Annotated in this window: 16 protein-coding genes and 1 pseudogene; 12 read left to right on the plus strand and 5 right to left on the minus strand. The window is 72.7% G+C overall.

The genetic code is table 11. From position 1 onward, the window contains the following. The 12 genes and pseudogenes from FA014_RS19815 to FA014_RS02865 all read left to right on the plus strand — a co-directional run. Positions 1–387: pseudogene (locus FA014_RS19815) on the plus strand (hypothetical protein); the annotation flags it as partial. A 95-nt stretch (positions 388–482) separates the two neighbouring features. After that, positions 483–1,796: an ABC transporter substrate-binding protein gene (locus FA014_RS02815; protein WP_154728199.1), complete on the plus strand. Its 1,314-nt coding sequence runs from the start codon at positions 483–485 to the stop codon at positions 1,794–1,796. 85 nt (positions 1,797–1,881) lie between these two features. Continuing rightward, positions 1,882–2,802 (plus strand): carbohydrate ABC transporter permease, encoded by a 921-nt coding sequence (locus tag FA014_RS02820; protein WP_154728200.1) that lies wholly within the window; start codon positions 1,882–1,884, stop codon positions 2,800–2,802. After that, positions 2,802–3,701 (plus strand): carbohydrate ABC transporter permease, encoded by a 900-nt coding sequence (locus FA014_RS02825; RefSeq protein WP_154728201.1) that lies wholly within the window; start codon positions 2,802–2,804, stop codon positions 3,699–3,701. The genes FA014_RS02820 and FA014_RS02825 overlap by 1 nt, the downstream gene beginning before the upstream one ends. Beyond that, the gene (locus FA014_RS02830) at positions 3,698–4,426 is read left to right on the plus strand and encodes a ferredoxin-NADPH reductase (RefSeq protein ID WP_154728202.1); all 729 of its coding nucleotides are present in this window, start codon (positions 3,698–3,700) and stop codon (positions 4,424–4,426) included. The genes FA014_RS02825 and FA014_RS02830 overlap by 4 nt, the downstream gene beginning before the upstream one ends. A gap of 59 nt (positions 4,427–4,485) precedes the next feature. Then, positions 4,486–5,715, plus strand: coding sequence for a glycoside hydrolase family 88 protein (locus FA014_RS02835; protein WP_154728203.1), 1,230 nt, complete (start codon positions 4,486–4,488; stop codon positions 5,713–5,715). A 10-nt stretch (positions 5,716–5,725) separates the two neighbouring features. Continuing rightward, positions 5,726–6,601, plus strand: coding sequence for a fumarylacetoacetate hydrolase family protein (locus tag FA014_RS02840; protein ID WP_154728204.1), 876 nt, complete (start codon positions 5,726–5,728; stop codon positions 6,599–6,601). An 11-nt stretch (positions 6,602–6,612) separates the two neighbouring features. Next, a complete protein-coding gene (gene kduI, locus FA014_RS02845; RefSeq protein WP_230322819.1) occupies positions 6,613–7,431 on the plus strand; it encodes a 5-dehydro-4-deoxy-D-glucuronate isomerase in 819 nt (272 codons plus the stop codon). After that, positions 7,428–8,204, plus strand: coding sequence for a 2-dehydro-3-deoxy-D-gluconate 5-dehydrogenase KduD (kduD, locus tag FA014_RS02850; protein WP_328288167.1), 777 nt, complete (start codon positions 7,428–7,430; stop codon positions 8,202–8,204). The genes kduI and kduD overlap by 4 nt, the downstream gene beginning before the upstream one ends. Before the next feature lie 194 nt (positions 8,205–8,398). Continuing rightward, positions 8,399–10,024: a methyl-accepting chemotaxis protein gene (locus tag FA014_RS20915; RefSeq protein ID WP_154728205.1), complete on the plus strand. Its 1,626-nt coding sequence runs from the start codon at positions 8,399–8,401 to the stop codon at positions 10,022–10,024. A 97-nt stretch (positions 10,025–10,121) separates the two neighbouring features. Then, the gene (locus FA014_RS20555; protein WP_154728206.1) at positions 10,122–10,754 is read left to right on the plus strand and encodes a helix-turn-helix domain-containing protein; all 633 of its coding nucleotides are present in this window, start codon (positions 10,122–10,124) and stop codon (positions 10,752–10,754) included. A 17-nt stretch (positions 10,755–10,771) separates the two neighbouring features. Beyond that, positions 10,772–11,473, plus strand: coding sequence for a hypothetical protein (locus FA014_RS02865; protein WP_154728207.1), 702 nt, complete (start codon positions 10,772–10,774; stop codon positions 11,471–11,473). A gap of 66 nt (positions 11,474–11,539) precedes the next feature. On the opposite strand, the gene FA014_RS02870 is transcribed toward FA014_RS02865, so the two are convergent. The 5 genes from FA014_RS02870 to FA014_RS02890 all read right to left on the minus strand — a co-directional run bounded on the left by FA014_RS02870 (position 11,540) and on the right by FA014_RS02890 (position 17,920). After that, the gene (locus FA014_RS02870; protein WP_154728208.1) at positions 11,540–12,649 is read right to left on the minus strand and encodes a substrate-binding domain-containing protein; all 1,110 of its coding nucleotides are present in this window, start codon (positions 12,647–12,649) and stop codon (positions 11,540–11,542) included. 127 nt (positions 12,650–12,776) lie between these two features. Next, the gene (gene mmsB / locus FA014_RS02875; protein WP_154728209.1) at positions 12,777–14,072 is read right to left on the minus strand and encodes a multiple monosaccharide ABC transporter permease; all 1,296 of its coding nucleotides are present in this window, start codon (positions 14,070–14,072) and stop codon (positions 12,777–12,779) included. 41 nt (positions 14,073–14,113) lie between these two features. Next, positions 14,114–15,661, minus strand: a complete 1,548-nt coding sequence (gene mmsA / locus FA014_RS02880; protein ID WP_154728210.1) for a multiple monosaccharide ABC transporter ATP-binding protein — start codon at positions 15,659–15,661, stop codon at positions 14,114–14,116. A gap of 260 nt (positions 15,662–15,921) precedes the next feature. Then, positions 15,922–16,728 carry an ATP-binding cassette domain-containing protein gene (locus FA014_RS02885; RefSeq protein ID WP_154728233.1) on the minus strand — a complete coding sequence of 269 codons (807 nt, stop codon included), beginning with the start codon at positions 16,726–16,728 and terminating at the stop codon, positions 15,922–15,924. A gap of 16 nt (positions 16,729–16,744) precedes the next feature. Beyond that, complete coding sequence (locus tag FA014_RS02890; RefSeq protein WP_154728211.1) at positions 16,745–17,920, minus strand: ROK family transcriptional regulator; 1,176 nt, start codon at positions 17,918–17,920, stop codon at positions 16,745–16,747. Positions 17,921–17,930 lie beyond the last annotated feature (10 nt).

Consider the following 17,930-nt stretch of genomic DNA (forward strand, 5'->3'; position numbering starts at 1 on the left):
GCGGGGGCGGGATCGGCCGGGTCGGCCGATCCCGCCCCCGCGCCCGGCGGTCGGACCGCCGCCGTCGCCCGCGCGGGGCGCCTGACCTCCGCCGTCTCGCCGGCCCTCGGCGAGCCGCTCGACGCCGGGCTCGCGCGCCGGTCCGGCGCGAGTCCGCTGGGGGACCCGGCGCTCGTCCCGTGGCTGGACCTCTCCGTGCGCCCCGGCACCTGGGCCGCGGTCCTCGTCACGCTCGACGGCCGCCCGGATGCGGCGGCCGACCCGGCGCCGGCGGCGTCCGTCGAGGTGGCCGCGGTCGCCGACGGGGTCGACGTCCGCGTCACCTGGCCCGACGGGGCCGCCACCCGCACCCCGCTGCCGGCGTCCGTCGTCGCGCCCGGCCCCTGAGACCGCACCACGCCCGTCACGAACCGGCCGGCCGCCCGGGCCGCCCGGACCCTCCCGGACCCAGCGCTGGGCCCGGATCCCTCGAAGGAGCAACGATGAAGCGCTCGAAGATGACCGCTGCCGGTGTCGCCGCCGTCGCGGCGCTCGCCCTGACCGCCTGCGGCGGTGGCGGCGAGGAGGCCGGCGGCGACCAGACCGCGGACGGCCCGATCACCCTGTCGATCTCGGGCTGGGCCCTGAACACCACCCCGGAGTTCCAGGCGCTCGCCGACGCGTACCACGAGGAGAACCCGGACGTCACGGTGGAGGTCACCGAGTACCGCGACGGCAACGACTACGACACCCAGATCATCTCGGACCTGGCCGCCGGGACCGCGCCGGACCTGTACGTCCTGAAGAACCTCAACCGGCTGTGGACCTTCCAGTCCGGCGGGCAGCTCCTCGACGTGTCCGACGTCGCCGACGGCCTGGACGCCGACGTCAACGGCGTCGACTCCTACGAGATCGACGGCAAGACCTGGGCGATCCCGTACCGCCAGGACTCCTGGCTGCTCTACTACAACCAGGACCTGTTCGACGCCGCGGGCGTCGAGTACCCCGACGGCTCCTGGACCTGGGACGACTACGCGGACGCCGCGGAGCAGCTGAGCGCGGGCCTGTCCGAGCAGGGTGCCAAGGGGACCTACCAGCACTCCTGGCAGTCGCTGGTCCAGGGCTTCGCGCTCGCGCAGACGCCCGACGCCGACCTGCTCAGCGGCGACTACTCCTACCTGGAGCCGTACTACGACCGGGCCGTGGAGCTGCAGGACGCCGGCGCGCAGCAGACCTACGGCACGGTCACGACCAGCTCGTTGACCTACCAGGCCGAGTTCGGCACCCAGAAGGCGGCCATGATGCCGATGGGTTCCTGGTACATCGCCACCCTGCTCGCGCAGCAGGAGAACGGCGAGGCGGAGGACTTCGCCTGGGGCATGGCGCCCGCGCCGCAGTTCGACGACAGCACCACCGGGACGGACGGCACGCCGGTGACCTTCGGCGACCCGACCGCCTTCGGCATCAACCCGGCGATCGACGACGCCAAGCTCGACGCGGCGAAGGACTTCCTCGCGTGGGCGGCGGGCGAGGGCGGCGCGACCGTCCTCAGCGACCTGGGCGTGACCCCGGCGCTGAGCAACGACACCGTGACCGACACGTTCTTCGGCCTGGACGGCATGCCCGTCGATGACCTGTCGAAGTTCGCGTTCTCGACGCACGACACCCGGCCGGAGAACCCGGTCGCCGCGGAGACCGCCTCGATCCAGGCGATCCTGAACGACGCCCACTCGGCGATCATGTCCGGCTCGTCCCCGGTGGCCGACGGCATCGCCGAGGCCGAGGGACGGGTCTCCTCCGAGGTCGGGATCGGCTGACCTCCGACCGACGTCCCGGCCGGCGCGCACGACAGCGCGCCGGCCGGGCACCAGGCCGGACCGCACCCGAGAGAAGACGACACCCATGGCACCTCAGACCCTCGCCCCGGACGCGACGGCGCGCCGCCGCCGGGGCCGGCTCCGCCGCCGGAACGCGCTCGTCGGCTGGAGCTTCATCCTCCCGAACTTCGTCGGGTTCGCCGTCCTGACGCTCGTGCCCGTGATCGCGCTGTTCTACCTGGCGTTCACGAGCTGGAACGCGTTCGGCACGGCACCGTGGGTCGGGCTGGCGAACTTCACGCGGCTGGTCGACGACCGGTCGTTCCACACGGCGCTGTTCAACACCGTCTACTACACGGTGTTCCACATCCCGCTGACCCTCGCTGCCTCGCTGGGGCTGGCGCTGCTGCTCAACCGCAAGCTGCGCGGCGTCGCGTTCTTCCGCACGGCGGCGTTCTTCCCGTACATCACCTCGATCGTCGCGATCGCGGTCGTGTGGAACATGCTGTTCAGCCCCGAGTTCGGGCCGATCAACCAGTTCCTGTCGTTCCTCGGGGTCGACGACCCGCCGGGGTGGACCACCTCGGCCGACTGGTCGATGCCGGCGGTCATCATCGTCGCCACCTGGCGCGAGATGGGCTACTACATGCTGCTGTTCCTCGCGGGGCTGCAGACCATCCCGCCGGAGCTGTACGAGGCGGCGCGGATGGACGGTGCGGGCCCCTGGCAGCGGTTCCGGAACGTCACGATGCCCTCGCTGCGGCCGACCACGTTCCTGGTGATGGTCCTGCTCACCATCGGGTCGTTCAAGATCTTCGACCTGATCCTCGTGATGACGAACGGCGGCCCCGGGCAGTCGACCCTCGTGCTGTCGCAGTTCATCTACCAGAAGGGCTTCGTCGAGAACCAGTTCGGCTACGCGTCGGCCAGCTCGATCGTCCTCTTCGGGATCTGCATCGCGATCACGGTGGTGCAGTTCGTCGTCAACAAGCGGAGGGACCGCTGATGGCCACCTCGACCCTGCGCCCGGCTCCGCTGCCCGGCCTGGCCGGCGCGCCGATCCGCCCGCCGGCGCGACGCCGCCCCGTGTCCGTGCTGGGCAAGGTGCTCGGGTACCTCGTCCTGATCGCCGCCTCGGCGGCCGTGCTGCTGCCGTTCTACTGGATGGTGATGTCGTCCCTGAAGACGAACAACACCGTCTTCACGGCGCCGATCCAGTGGGTGCCCGAGGTCTTCCAGTGGCACAACTACGTCGACATCTTCACGCGGTCGGACATGACGACCTGGCTGAAGAACACGCTGATCCTGTCGGTCGTCGTCACGTTCCTGCAGGTGCTGACCGGCTCCTTCGCCGCCTACGGGTTCGCCAAGACCCGGTTCCCCGGGCGCGACGCGCTGTTCCTCACGTACATCGGCACCATCGCCGTGCCGTGGCAGGCATACATGATCCCGCAGTTCATCCTGTTCTCGAAGCTCAACCTCGCGAACAGCCTGTGGTCGATCATCGCCCTGCAGGCGTTCGGCGCCTTCGGCGTGTTCCTCATGAAGCAGTTCTACGAGACGGTCCCCGAGGAGCTCTCCGAGGCCGCGCGCCTCGACGGGCTGTCGGAGTACGGCATCTGGCGCCGGATCATGCTGCCGCTGTCGGTCCCCGCGCTCGCGTCGCTCACCCTGCTCACGTTCGTGAACACGTGGAACGACTACCTCGGGCCGCTCGTGTACCTGCGGGACAAGGACCTGTGGACCATCCAGCTGGGCCTGCGGACGTTCATCTCGCAGTACAACGCCGAGTACGCGCTGATCATGACCGGCTCCGTGCTGTCCGTCCTGCCCATCGCGATCATCTTCCTGCTGGGCCAGCGGTACTTCGTCGAGGGCATCGCGACGTCCGGGATGAAGGGGTGACGGGCGTGCACCGCTGGATCTCCCACGACACCCTCTTCACCGTCCTGGACACGGTGTTCCGGGCACTGGTCACCAACGTGCTGCTGGTCGCGGGCAACCTGCCGTTCACGGTGGTGCTGGTGGCCACCGACCTCGGACGGACCTGGCCGCTGCTGGTGGCCCTGGCCCCGCTGTCGTTCCCGACGCTGGTCGGGGTGTGCGCGGTGTTCGCCGACCGGCACTCCGACGTGCTCCGGACGTTCGGCCGGGCCTGGCGCGCGTCGCTCGGGCGGTCGCTCGGCCTGGGCGCGCTGTTCACCGCCCTGCTCACGGTGCTGGTGGTCGACGTGCGGGCGCTGTTCGGCAGCACGGCCGGGGCGGTCGCGATCCCGGTGCTCGCGGTCGCCGCGCTGCTCGTCGCGGCGGCCTGCCCGCACGCGGTGGCCGCGCTGGGGCAGGCCCCGGACGCGCGGCTGCGCGACCTGCTGTTCTGGTCCGCCTACCTCGCGCTGCGCCGGTGGTACCTGACGGCGGCCTCCCTGCTGGTCCTGGGGCTGCTGGCGGCCTTCGTGCTCAGCCGGCCCGCCCTCGGGCTCGGCCTGGCCGCCTCGCCGCTGCTCTACGCGGTCTGGGCGAACTGCCGGCACGCCCTGCGCCCGGCGTTCGCCGAGCCCGCGGCCGACGCCCCGGTGGCCGGCGCGCCCGCCGCCGGTGCGTCCGCGCCCGGCACCCCCGCGGCCGCCTGAACCCGGCCCACCCCGACCCGCGCGTCCTGCACGCGCCCCGCCTCCCTGGAGTGACACCCATGACGACGACCGACGCCCCGGCGTCCTCGACGCGCGACGCCGTCGCCGCCGCCCTGCGCACCGTCGACGCGAACCTCGCCTCGTGGGGCGAGGCGTACCCGGACGACACCACCACCGCGGGCCGCTACCCGCTGCGCCCCGCGACCGCCGACCTGCCCGAGGGTGCGAACCGCGGCTGGACCACCAGCTTCTGGCCCGGCCAGCTCTGGCTCGCCCACGAGCTGACCGGCGCCCCGCGCTACCTCGAGGCCGCCCTCGGCCACGTCGCCTCGTTCGCGGACCGCATCGCGCGCGCCGTCGACGTCGACACCCACGACCTCGGCTTCCTGTACACGCTGTCCTGCGTCACCGCGTGGCGTCGCACGGGGGACGACGCGGCGCGCACGGCGGCGCTCGCGGCCGCGGACGCCCTCATGCACCGGTTCCTCGAACCCGCCGGCATCGTGCAGGCGTGGGGCGACCTGACGGACCCCGCGCAGCGCGGCCGGACGATCATCGACAGCCTGATGAACATGCCGCTGCTGCGGTGGGCCACGGCCGAGACGGGCGATCCCCGGTACGCCGAGGCCGCCGACCGGCACACCGTGCAGCTGCGCGACCACATCGTCCGCGACGACGACACCACGTTCCACACCTTCTACTGGGACCCGGTGACGGGCGAGCCGCTGCGCGGCGCCACCGAGCAGGGGCTGGCCGACGACTCGTGCTGGGCCCGCGGACAGGCGTGGGGGATCTTCGGGTTCGCGCTCGCGCACCGGGAGACCGGGGACGCCACGCTCCTCGCGGCGGCCCGGCGGTGCGCCGACTACTTCCTCGCCCACCTGCCCGCCGACCACGTCGTGTACTGGGACCTCGCGCTCACCGACGGCTCCGGCGCGGAGCGGGACTCGTCCTCCGCGGCGATCGCCGCGTGCGGCCTGGACGAGCTCGCCCGGCTGCTGCCCGAGGGCGACGTCGACGGCGAGCGGTACCGCACCGCGGCCGCGGCGATGCTCGACTCCCTCGCCGCGTCGTACGCCTCGGCACCGGGGACGGCGTCGGGCCCGCTGCTGCTGCACGGCGTCTACGACATGCCCAAGCGGGTGGGCGTCGACGAGGGCACCCTCTGGGGCGACTACTACTACCTCGAGGCGCTGACCCGGCGGCTGGTCCCCGGCTGGCGCTCGCCGTGGTCCGTGCGCGGTGCCGCGGCGGGCCCGGCGGCGGCCGTCCCGGCCGAGCGGGCCTGAGGGGGTCGCCGTGCGCCTCGTGACGTTCACCGACGCCGCCGGGCCGCGGGTCGGGTTGCTGCTGGGCCACGACGTCCTGGACGTCGCGGCGGCCGTGCCGTCGGCGCCGCGCGGGCTGGTCGACCTGCTGGCCGCGCCGTCGGAGGTCCACGCCGCGGTGCGCGCCGCGGCCGCGGGACCGGACCCCGAGGCGGTGCTGCCGCGCGCATCGGTGCGGCTCCTGGCCCCGGTCCCGCGGCCGGGGACGATCCTGTGCGTCGGCTACAACTACCGCGGCCACACCGCGCAGGACGACCCGGAGTTCCCGGACGTCTTCACCAAGCCGGCGTCGGCGGTCGTCGGTCCCGAGGACGCCGTCGTGCTGCCGCGCGCCAGCACCGAGGTGGACTACGAGGCCGAGCTGGCCGTCGTGATCGGCCGCACCGCCCACGACGTCGCGCCCGCCGACGCCCTCGACCACGTCGGCGGGTACACGGTGCTGAACGACGTCAGCGCCCGGGACTGGCAGCGCCGCACCAGCCAGTGGGTCCTGGGCAAGGCGTTCGACACGTTCGCCCCGCTCGGCCCCGCCGTCGTCACGCCGGACGAGGTCCCGGACCCCCAGGACCTCGTGGTCTCCGCCCACGTGAACGGCGAGCCGACCCTGTCCGGCTCCACGCGGGACCAGGTGTTCGGCGTCGCCCACCTCGTGTCCTACCTGAGCCAGGTCGTCACCCTGCAGCCGGGCGACGTGATCGCCACCGGCACCCCGCAGAAGCACCAGCACGTCCTCGACCGCGGCCCGCGCTGGCTGCGGGACGGCGACGTCGTCGAGATCACCGTCGGCGGCATCGGCACCCTGCGCAGCCGCGTCGCCGACCCCCGCACCCCTGCTGTCCAGCACTGAAGGAGAGACCCGTGTCCGTCACCCGCCTGTGGAGCACCCACCCCGCCGACGTCGGCGCACTGAGCGGCGAGCAGCTGCGCGACCGCTTCGTCCTGTCCGGCCTGTTCACCTCCGGGACCGTGTCCTGGGGCTACGCGCACGACGACCGGCTGCTGGTCGGCGGCCTCGCGGTCGACGGCCAGGCCGTCGCCCTCGACGCGCCGGCGGAGCTGGCCGCCGCGTACCTGCTGGAGCGGCGCGAGCTCGGGGTCGTCGGCCTGTCCGGTGCGGTCACCGTGACCGCCGACGGCGACCGCTGGGAGGTCGGCCCCCAGGACGTGCTCTACCTGCCGATGGGGACGCGCGACATCGTGCTGGACGGCACCGGCACCGTGTACCTGGTGTCCGCCCCCGCGCACCGCCGCACCGCGGCCGCGCTCGCGTCCCGCGACGGCGTCGAGGCACTGGTCCTGGGCTCCGCCGAGCAGTCGAACCACCGCACCATCCGCAAGTACGTCCACGCGGACGGGATCGAGTCCAACCAGCTGGTGCTCGGGATCACGACCCTCGAGGCCGGCTCGGTGTGGAACACCATGCCCCCGCACGTGCACCACCGGCGCACCGAGATCTACCTGTACGACGGGCTCGGCCCGGGCGTCGCCGTGCACCTGATGGGCGAGCCCGGGGCGTCCCGGCAGCTGCTGCTGCACGACCGGGACGTGGTGGTCTCGCCGCCGTGGTCGATCCACTGCGCCTCGGCGACCGGCGCCTACTCGTTCGTGTGGGCCATGGCGGGCGAGAACACCGACTACACGGACGTCGTCGCCGTGGACCCGGCGGAGCTCCGGTGACCGGCACGGTGCTCGACCGGTTCCGGCTGGACGGCCGCGTCGCGCTGGTGACCGGCGGCGGGCGCGGGCTGGGGCTCGGGATCGCCACCGCGCTCGCCGAGGCGGGCGCCGACGTGGTGGTCGTGGGGCAGGGCGAGTCCCCGGACGCCGTGGCCGCGATCGAGGCCACCGGGCGGCGGGCGTGGGACGTCCCGACCGACCTGCTGGCCGCGACGCCCGAGGACCTCGCGGCGCTCGTCGCACGCGTCGTCGGCCTGGCCGGCCGGGTCGACATCCTGGTCAACAACGCCGGGATCATCCGCCGGCAGCCCGCGCTCGAGTTCTCCGCGGAGAACTGGGACGACGTCATCGACCTGAACCTGTCGACCGTGTTCTACCTGTCGCAGGCCGTCGCGCGGGTCCTGGTCGAGCAGGGCGGGGGCGGGAAGATCCTCAACATCGCCTCGATGCTGTCGTTCCAGGGCGGCAAGATCGTGCCGTCCTACACCGCGTCCAAGAGCGCCGTCGCCGGTCTGACCAAGGCGCTGGCCAGCGAGTGGTCCGGGCTCGGGATCAACGTCAACGCGATCGCCCCCGGGTACTTCGCCACCGACAACACCGCGCAGCTGCGCGCCGACGGGGACCGGTCCGCCGAGATCCTCGGGCGCATCCCCGCCGGCCGGTGGGGGACTCCCGAGGACCTGCAGGGGGCCGCGGTCTTCCTGGCCTCCGACGCCGCGGCGTACGTGCACGGGTCCGTCCTCGCCGTCGACGGGGGGTGGCTGACCCGCTGACCCCGCCCCTCAGGCGGCGCCGCGCAACGGGGCCCGGCGCCGCCAGGGGAGCAACCGCGCGAGCTGCGCCGTGCCCCGGCGCCGGGAGGTCGCGGCGGTGCGGTCGTCCGACACCTTCATCCGCCCGTGTGCCTCACATCGCGCGCGGCCGGTCGATCGGACGGGCGTCATCCCCCTTGTGCCGGAGGAACCCCATGAGCGAGTCCCGCCCCCGCCGCCGCTGGTTCGACGACCGCAGCGTGCGTACCCGCATCTTCGCGATCGTCGCCGTCCTCATGCTCGGTCTCGTGGTCGTCACCGCCACCGCGCTGCGGGGCAGCGCCCAGGTCGCGGCGCTGCGCGAACGGGCCGACGAGTCCGTGCGGGTGCAGGCCCGGGTCGAGGCCGGCCGGTACGGGATGCTGTGGGCGGCCGACTACCTCGCGATCATGGCGTGGTCGTCCCGGGTCGACGGCGGGGACGTCGCCGCCGCCGAGGACGGCGACAACATGGCGGGGTACCAGGAGGGGATCACGCAGTTCCAGACGAACGTCGTCGACCTCGACCCGGACCAGCTGAACGCCGCCGGGAAGGACGCCGTCGCCGGGATCAACGAGGCGTGGCAGACCTACGTCGACGCCGACCAGAGCATCTTCGCCGCCTGGCGCGCCGGTCGCCTCGACGACGGGGACGCGATCTGGGTCGGGGACCGGTGGGACGCCTACTTCGTGGTGTCGGGTTCGCTCGACGACCTCCGCACGGCGGTCCAGGCCCAGGTCGACGACCTCGACGCCCAGGTGGCCACCACCGAGGCGCGCAACCGCTGGGTCACGATCGGGACGGCGCTGGTCGCGCTGATCGCCGGGGGCGTGCTCGCGTGGTTCGTGTCCGGCGGGATCATCCGCCGGCTGCACGCCGTGCGCGGCGCGCTGCGTGGCCTGGCCGAGGGTGACCTGACCGTCCGCGTCCCGGAGGACTCGGGCGACGAGACCGGGCAGATGGCGCGTGCGCTCAACGAGGCCGCGGTCCGGGTCTCGGGGCTGGTCCAGGACATCTCGTCGACGACGGCGGCGCTGACCAGCGCGAGCCAGGAGCTCGAGTCGGTCTCCGAGGCGGTCGCCGCGGCCTCGGACCGGGCGTCGCAGCAGGCGGGGGAGGTCACCTACGCGGCGGCCGGGGTGTCCGCGAACGTGATCACGGTGGCGTCCGGCTCGCACGAGATGGAGACGTCGATCCGGGAGATCTCGCGCAACGCCACCCAGGCCACGCAGGTCGCCGCGACCGCGGTGCAGGCGGCCGACCGGACGGACGCGACCGTCGTGAGCCTGGCGGACTCCAGCAACGAGATCGGCAACGTCCTCCGGCTCATCACCGCGATCGCCGACCAGACCAACCTGCTCGCGCTCAACGCCACCATCGAGGCGGCGCGCGCCGGCGAGGCCGGCCGGGGCTTCTCGGTCGTCGCGGGCGAGGTCAAGGAGCTGGCGCAGCAGACGTCGCGGGCGACCGAGGAGATCTCCCGCCGGATCGACGCGATCCAGTCGGACTCCCGCGGGGCCGCCGACGCGATCCGCGAGATCGGGCAGATCGTGGGCTCGATCAACGACTACCAGATGACGATCGCCTCGGCCGTGGAGGAGCAGACCGCCACCACCAACGAGTCGGGCCGCAACATCACGGAGGCGGCCAACGGGTCCGAGCAGATCGCCGCCCACATCTCCGGGGTCGCCCAGTCGACCAGCGAGGTCGCGAGCGGCATCGCGCAGGCGCGCGAGCGCATCCAGGGCCTCGCGGCGATGGCGCAGGACCTCAGCTCGCAGGTGGCCCGCTTCCGCTGCTGAGGCGAGGGGCGCGCGCCGCTCCGCTCTCCGATGGTGCGGGGGCAGGGCGGCCGACCGGGGTTGCCACATCCCTTCCGTGCGCGGTAGACAAGTGGGCATGGAGGTGTCCGTCCGCGAGGCGGCTGACGCGCTGGGCGTCAGCGACCGCCGCGTGCGCCAGCTCATCGAGGCCGGCCGGATCCGCGCCCGTCGCGTCGGGTCGCAGTGGCTCGTCGACGGTGCCTCGCTCCCGATGGCTCCGCGTCGCAGCCGACCGCTCAGCCCGACCGAGGCGTGGCTCCTGCTGGCGACGGAGGAGACGCCCCGTGGTCGCCCGGGACGGTGGCGCGAGCGCCGAGACCGCCTCCGGAGCGACCCGTCGCCGGCGTCGCTCCTGGCGTCATGGGCTGCCGCCCGCGGGGACCGGCTGCTGTTCACGACCCGCGAGCCCGCCGGCGTGCTGGCGGATCCGGCCGTCGTCCGGTCCGGGGTGTCCGACCCGCGCTCCCGCCTCGGCGCCGTCGACCTCGCCGAGGGCTACGTCCGCAGCGACGACCTCGACGCGGTGCGCCGGCGACACCTCCTGCGCCCCGCCGTCGGCCGGCCCGACGTCATCCTGCACGTCGTGGCGGCGCTCCCCGCCGATCCGGTGCCGCCGCTGGTGCTGGCCGCCGACCTGGCGGAGCACGAGGGCCCGCGCGAGCTCGCGCGCGCCGGCGAGCTGATCGCCCAGGTCGTGCGTGCCGCATGACGATCGCGCTGCCGCCCATGACCGACGCCCAGACGGCCGGGTGGCACGCGCTCCTCCAGGTGCACGAGCGGCTGCCCCGGAGCTGGACGCTCGTCGGTGGGCAGATGGTGCACCTGCACTGCGCCGAGCGCGGCGCCGCTCCGGCTCGGCCCACCGACGACCTCGACGCGGTCCTCGACGTGCGCGCCGACGGCCGGATCCTGCACCGGTTCACCAGTGCGTTGGTCGACCTCGGCTTCACCTCGGCCGGCACCAGCCCAGCCGGACACCAGCACCGCTGGACGCGCGGGCCCGCTCAGATCGACGTGCTCATCCCGCGCCGGGTGGGTGAGCGTGCAGCCGGGCGCCGCGGGGTGCACGGCGGGACGACGCTGGAGACGCCCGCCGCGCAGCAGGCGCTCGACCGCAGCGCCGTCGTCGAGGTGACGGCGGCCGGCGTCGACGGCCGGGTGCGACGGCCGAACCTGCTCGGCGCACTCGTCGCCAAGGCGGCGGCGCACACGGTGGTGCTCGACCCGGGCCGTGCGCGGCACCGGGCCGACTTCGCTGTCCTGACGACGCTGATCGCGCCGTCGGACCGGATCGAGGACGCGGGACCGCGGGACCGCGGCTACCTGCACGGCATGCTCGCGGCGCTCGCGGACGACCGGCGCACGCTGCTCCGGGTCGACGGGGCCGCGGACGGCGTCGCCACGCTGCGGGAGATCCTGGACGCGTAGCGGCGAGGGGCGGACCCGAACCCGGGCCCGCCCCTCGCCGTCTCGACCGCACGACCCGCTACAGGGTCACCCCTGGGTCAGCGGCGCCAGGGTGTCGTCGTCCTTGTACACGTCGGCCGCGTTCTCCTTCGTCACGATGACGGGCGTCAGCAGGAACGACGGCACGACCTTGACCCCGTTGTCGTAGGACTCGGTGTCGTTGATCTCCGGGTCCTCGCCCTTCTGCAGCGCCTGGATCTCCTTGATCGTCTGCGCCACGAGCTCGCGGGTGTCCTTGTAGATCGTCGAGTACTGCTCGCCGGCCATGATCGACTTCACCGACTCGACCTCGGAGTCCTGGCCGGTGACGACCGGGGTCTCCTTGCCCGCCTGCGCCACGGAGGTGAGCGCCGCGCGGCCAAGGGTGTCGTTCGGCGACAGGACGCCGTCGAGCTCCTCGGAGCCGTAGGAGCCGGCGAGGATCGTGTCCATGCGCTTCTGCGCGTTCTCGGCCTTCCAGCCCTGCGTCGCGACCTGCTCGAACGACGTCTGGCCGGAGACGACCACGAGGGTGCCGTCGTCGATCTTCGGCTGCAGGACGCTCATCGCGCCCTCGAAGAACGGGGTCGAGTTGGCGTCGTCGGGCGAGCCGGCGAGGAGCTCGATGTTGTACGGGCCCTCGCCCTTGCGCTCGGCGAGGCCGTCGAGCAGCGCCTGCCCCTGCAGGACGCCGACCTGGTAGTTGTCGAACGCCACGTACATGTCGACGGCGTCGGTGTTCTTCACCAGCCGGTCGTAGGCGATGACGTGGGCGCCGGAGTCGACGGCGGCCTCGAGCTGGGAGCCCAGCTGCGAGCCGTCGATCGCGCCGACGACGATCACGCTGGCGCCCTGCTCGGTCATGGCCTGGATCTGGTTCTGCTGCTCGGTGACGCCGCTGTTCGCGAACTGCACGATCGGGTCGAACCCGGCCTCGGTCAGCCCGTCCTTGAACAGCTGCTCGGCGAGCACCCAGTTCTCCGACGTCTTCTGCGGCAGGGCGACGCCGATCGTGGCGTCGGCCGCGAAGCCGCCGCCGCTCTCGGCGGACCCGGCCGTCTCCTCGGTGGACGAGCCGGCACGCTCGGACGAGCAGCCGGTGAGGAGCAGGGCTCCGGCGGCTCCGGCGGCGACCAGCGCCGCAGTCAGCTTCTTCATGGGTGGTGTCACTCTTCCTGGTTGGGCACCCGCCGTTGGGTGCGGTCGAGCGTCGTGCCGGGGGTCGGCACGAGGGGGTTCGTGTGGGGGAGGGGTGGGCCCGCGGGCCCCGGGGGAGCGCGGCCGGTCAGCTCCGCGCGAGCGTCTCGTTCTGGGACACCGGCACGGCGGAGGTGCCCGCGTCGGTGTCGTCGGGTCCGGGGCCCTCGGGCCGGCCGCGGCGCGCGCCCTTCATCAGCAGCCCGACGATGGACGGGCGGCCCTGGACCTTGTTGTAGACGTCGAAGGCGACGGCGGCGAGCAGCACCAGGCCCTTGATCATCTGGGTGCTGTCCGAGCCGACGCCCAAGAGCTGCAGGCCGTTGTTCAGGACGGCCATGACCAGGCCGCCGATGAGCGACCCGACGACGGTGCCGACGCCGCCGGAGACCGCCGCGCCGCCGATGAACACCGCGGCGATCGCGTCGAGCTCCCAGTTGGTGCCGTCGAACGGCCCGGAGGCGGTCGACCGGCCGATGAAGACGATGCCGGCCAGCGCCGCCAGCACGGACATGTTCATCATGACGAAGAAGTTGGTGCGGCGGATGTTGACGCCGGACAGCGCCGCCGCGACCTTGTTGCCGCCGACCGCGTAGACGTGCCGGCCGGTGATCGTGCGGCTCGAGACGAAGCCGTAGACCAGCACGAGGACCCCGAGGATCACGCCGGACACCGGGAACGAGGTGCCGACGCGGCCGCTGCCGAACAGGACCGTGGCGTACGCGATGACCGCCCCGAGGGCGACCATCCGCACCACCGACACCCACAGCGGGACCGGGGTGCCGCCGAGGCGGCGGGCCGAGCGGCGCCGGCGGAGCTCGCCGTAGACCACGCCGGCGATGGCCAGGATGCCGAGCAGCAGCGTCCAGTTGTTCAGGCCGGTGTCCGGGCCCCACTCGGGCAGGTAGCCGGCGCCCAGCGTCTGGATCTCCTCGGGGACCGGGACGGTGTTCGACTTGCCGATGTACTGGTTCGCCCCGCGGAAGAACATCATCCCGGCGAGCGTGGTGATGAAGCCCGGGATGCCGACGTACGCGACCCAGAACCCCTGCCAGGCGCCGATCACCGCCCCGACCGCGAGGCCGAGCAGGATGCCCGCCCACCAGGGGATGCCCCAGTCCCGGATCGCCAGCGCCACGATGATGCCGACCACCGCGGCCACGGACCCGACCGACAGGTCGATGTGCCCGGCGATGATCACCAGCACCATGCCGATCGCCAGGATCAGCACGTACGAGTTGCCGTTGATGATGTTCTGCGCGTTCGTGGGCGTGAGCACCTTCCCGCCCGTCGCGATCTGGAAGATGATCACCAGCGCGATCAGCGCGAACACCATGCCGAACTGGCGGGCGCCGCCGCCGAACAGCTGCTTGAGAGACGTCATCGTCCGGTAGTCCTTCGTCGGGTTCCGCTGGGGGGGCTGGGTCAGTTGGTGAGCGCCGGGCTGGTGCCGGTCATGAGCCGCATGAGGGCCTCCTGGTCGGCCTGCTCCCGGTCGAGGACGCCGGTGACCCGGCCCTCGAAGATCGTGTAGATCCGGTCGCACAGGCCGAGCAGCTCCGGCAGCTCGGAGGAGATGACGACGACGCCCTTGCCCGCGTCGGCGAGGCGCTGCACGAGGCCGTAGATCTCGTACTTCGCGCCGACGTCCACGCCGCGGGTCGGCTCGTCGAGGATCAGCAGGTCCGGCTCCGGGAACATCCACTTCCCGAGCAGCGCCTTCTGCTGGTTGCCGCCGGACAGCTTGGCGACGCCCTGCCGGACCGACGGCGTCCGGATGTTCAGCGACTTCCGGTAGTGCTCGGACGCCAGGTACGCCAGGTCCGTGTCGAGCACGCGGCGCCGGGTGATCCGCTTGAGGTCCGCCGACACGATGGTGTCGAGGATGCTGTCCAGCAGGTTGAGGCCCTGGACCTTCCGGTCCTCGGGGACGTAGGCGATCTTGTGGTCGATGGCCTGCTGGACGGTGTGCAGCTCGACCGGCTTCCCGTCGATGAGGATCTCCCCGCCGCGGAACCGCCCGTACGACCGGCCGAAGATCGACCGCGCGAGCTCCGTGCGGCCGGCGCCCATGATCCCGGCGAAGCCGACGATCTCCCCGTGCCGGACCTCGAACGCCGACCCCTTGCAGACCATCCGGTCCGCGACCGTCGGGTGCTCGACCCACCAGTCCCGGACCTCGAAGAACGTCTCGCCGATGTTCGGCGTGTGGTCGGGGAACCGGTGGTCGAGCGACCGGCCGACCATGCCGCGGATGATCCGGTCCTCGTCGACCTCGCCCGCGCCGGCGTCCAGCGTCTCGACGGTCTTCCCGTCCCGGATGATCGTGATCGAGTCGGCGATGGCGGCGATCTCGTTGAGCTTGTGGCTGATCATGATGCTGGTCATGCCCTTCGCGCGGAGGTCGCGCAGCAGGTCCAGCAGGTGCGCGGAGTCCTCCTCGTTCAGCGCCGACGTCGGCTCGTCGAGGATGAGCAGCTGCACGTCCTTGGCCAGCGCCCGGGCGATCTCGACGAGCTGCTGCTGGCCGACACCGATGTTCTTGACCTGCTCGTCGGGGGAGATGTTCAGGTCGACTCGGGCCAGGAGCTCCGCCGCCTTCTCGCGGGTGGCGTCCCAGTCGATGCCGAGCGGCCCGGCGACCTCGTTGCCGAGGAAGATGTTCTCCGCGATCGACAGCTCGGGGATGAGCGCCAGCTCCTGGTGGATGATCACGATCCCGGCCCGCTCGCTGGACTTGATGTCCTTGAACCGGACCTCCTCGCCCCGGTAGACGATCTCGCCCTCGTAGGTGCCGTGCGGGTAGACCCCGGACAGGATCTTCATGAGCGTCGACTTGCCGGCGCCGTTCTCGCCGCAGATCGCGTGGATCTCGCGCTCGCGCACCGTCATCCGGACCTGGTCCAGCGCCTTCACGCCGGGGAAGGTCTTGGTGATCGACCTCATCTCGAGGACGACGGGGGTGTCCAGCATCGGTGCCTGCTCCCTGTGCCGCGCTGCACGGCCGGCGTCGGTGCCGGTCTGTCGAGCTCGGGTGGACGCTAGGACCGCCGAGGCCTACGCGTCAACCTCTGAAGGCAACGCCGCGCCTTGGCGTGACCAAACCGCAACCAAAGGCCGATCGGGCGGTCGGGATCTGGGCGAACCAGGGCGGGTCGGGCGGGGTCGCGGTCCCGGGTAGCGGATTGCCGACAACTTCTGAAGGCAATCCGGTGCGGAGAGTGAAGCCAGGGCTAGCGCGTCGCCCACGCCGGGCGGACGGCGCGCGTGGCGCCGGCGATGGCGCCGATGATCTCCTCGGGCGCCGACGTCGCCGCGTCGAACGAGCCGTTGTTCCGGCCGTGCCGCAGCACCTCGATCCGGTCGGACACCGCCCGCAGGTCGGCCAGGTTGTGGCTGATGATCACGACGCCGAGGCCCATCTCGCGCAGGCGCTCGACCAGCATCAGGACCTCGGCGGTCTGCACGACGGACAGCGCGGCGGTGGGCTCGTCGAGCACGAGGATCCGGGGCCGCGTCGTGAGCGTCCGCGCGATGGCGACGGCCTGCCGCTGCCCGCCGGACAGCTCGCGCACCGGCGTCCGGACCGACGGCACGGTGATCGTCAGGTCCCGGAGGATCTGCGCGGACGCCAGTTCCATGCCGTCGATGTCCATCGGGCTGCGCTTCGACGCCCGCAGCTCGCGGCCGAGGAAGATGTTCGCCGCGACGCTGAGGTTCTCGCACAGCGCGAGGTCCTGGAACACCGTCGAGATACCGAGGGCGTGGGCGCCGGCCGGGTTGGGGATGGCGACGGGGTCGCCGTCGATCTCGATGGTGCCGCTGTCGGGCTGGAGCACGCCCGAGATGATCTTGGCGAGCGTCGACTTCCCGGCGCCGTTGTCGCCGACCAGCGCGACGACCTCGTGCGCGTGCACGGTGAGGTCCGCGTCGGTCAGCGCCTCGACGGCGCCGAACCGCTTGGTGACCTTGCGCAGGGCGAGCAGGGGCGGGCCGCCGGGCTGTGATCGGCCCTGCGTCGCCGTCGTCGTCCACTCCACGTCGAGTGCCACGGTCTCAGTCTCCGTCCGGCCGGGCGTATGTGGGGAGGGTGGTGCGGGTGTTTTCCAGCGCGAGCAGCACCGCGCCCATCGCCTCGGCGTTCGGGCCGAGCTCCGCGGCGACCACCTCGAGCGGCGCGATGTGGTTGAGCGGCACCCGGCGGCGGATGGCCTCGCGCATCGGGCCGATCAGCAGCTCGCCGGTCTCGGCGAGCTCGCCACCGACCACCACGCACTGCGGGTTCACGGCGATCGCCAGGCCCGCGACCACCGCGCCGATCGTGGCGCCGGCGTCCTCGACGACCTGGCGGCAGCCGGGGTCGCCGTCGTTGGCGAGGGCGACGATGTCTCTCAGCGTGAGGCTTCCGCGGGAGGCGCGGAGGACTTCGATGAGGGCGGGGGCGCCGACGACGGTGTTGAGGCAGCCGCGGCTCCCGCACAGGCAGACCTGGCCCTGGGCATCGACCTGGACGTGGCCGATCTCGCCCGCCGTGCCGGCGAACCCGCGGTGCAGGTTCTGGTGCAGGGAGATGCCGGCGCCGGTGCCGTGGCTCGCTCGGACGTAGACGGAGTCCTGGAAGTGCCGGCTCGCGCCGAGGCGGCTCTCGGCGAGGGCGCCGAGGTTGGCGTCGTTGTCGACGAACACCGGGACGCCCAGGCGCTTCGACATGACCTGGGCGACGGGGGCGTCGTCCCAGCCGCGGAGGATCCCCGGGACCGAGACGGTGCCGGTCGCGGCGTCGACCGGCGCGGGGAGGCCGATGCCGATGCCGAGGAGCTCGTCGAGGCCGGAGCCGACGCGCTCGAGGATCTCGACGATGAGCAGGGCGGCGCGGTCGAGGCTGGTGTCGGCGCGGTGCTCGTGGGGCAGGGGGAGAGCCTGCTCGACGAGGACCTGGTGGGCCGAGTCGGTGAGGGTGATGCTCATGTGGCGCGTGCCGACGTGGACGCCCGCCGCGAGGCCCGTGCGGTGGACCATCGTGACGAGCATGGCGCGGCGGCCGTTGTGGATCGTGGCTCTGACGTCGACCTCGCCGGCCTGCTGGAGCTCGCGGACGATGTTGGAGACCGTGGCGGCGCTCAGGCCCGTGGTGGAGGCGAGCTCGACCTGGGTGAGGCCGCCGTAGCGGCGGATGGTGTCGACGACGGTGGCGCGGTTGGCTTCGCGCAGGGCTGTTTGGGAGCCGGCCATCGTTGGCTGC

This window comes from Cellulomonas hominis (assembly GCF_005239125.1).
GTDB lineage: Bacteria > Actinomycetota > Actinomycetes > Actinomycetales > Cellulomonadaceae > Cellulomonas > Cellulomonas hominis_A.

Coding starts and splice junctions, on each gene's coding strand:
- FA014_RS02815 (WP_154728199.1), top strand. CDS start 483: ATGAAGCGCTCGAAGATGACCGCTGCCGGTGTCGCCGCCGTCGCGGCG.
- FA014_RS02820 (WP_154728200.1), top strand. CDS start 1,882: ATGGCACCTCAGACCCTCGCCCCGGACGCGACGGCGCGCCGCCGCCGG.
- FA014_RS02825 (WP_154728201.1), top strand. CDS start 2,802: ATGGCCACCTCGACCCTGCGCCCGGCTCCGCTGCCCGGCCTGGCCGGC.
- FA014_RS02835 (WP_154728203.1), top strand. CDS start 4,486: ATGACGACGACCGACGCCCCGGCGTCCTCGACGCGCGACGCCGTCGCC.
- FA014_RS20915 (WP_154728205.1), top strand. CDS start 8,399: ATGAGCGAGTCCCGCCCCCGCCGCCGCTGGTTCGACGACCGCAGCGTG.
- FA014_RS20555 (WP_154728206.1), top strand. CDS start 10,122: ATGGAGGTGTCCGTCCGCGAGGCGGCTGACGCGCTGGGCGTCAGCGAC.
- FA014_RS02865 (WP_154728207.1), top strand. CDS start 10,772: ATGACCGACGCCCAGACGGCCGGGTGGCACGCGCTCCTCCAGGTGCAC.
- FA014_RS02870 (WP_154728208.1), bottom strand. CDS start 12,649: ATGAAGAAGCTGACTGCGGCGCTGGTCGCCGCCGGAGCCGCCGGAGCC.
- mmsB (WP_154728209.1), bottom strand. CDS start 14,072: ATGACGTCTCTCAAGCAGCTGTTCGGCGGCGGCGCCCGCCAGTTCGGC.
- mmsA (WP_154728210.1), bottom strand. CDS start 15,661: ATGCTGGACACCCCCGTCGTCCTCGAGATGAGGTCGATCACCAAGACC.
- FA014_RS02890 (WP_154728211.1), bottom strand. CDS start 17,920: ATGGCCGGCTCCCAAACAGCCCTGCGCGAAGCCAACCGCGCCACCGTC.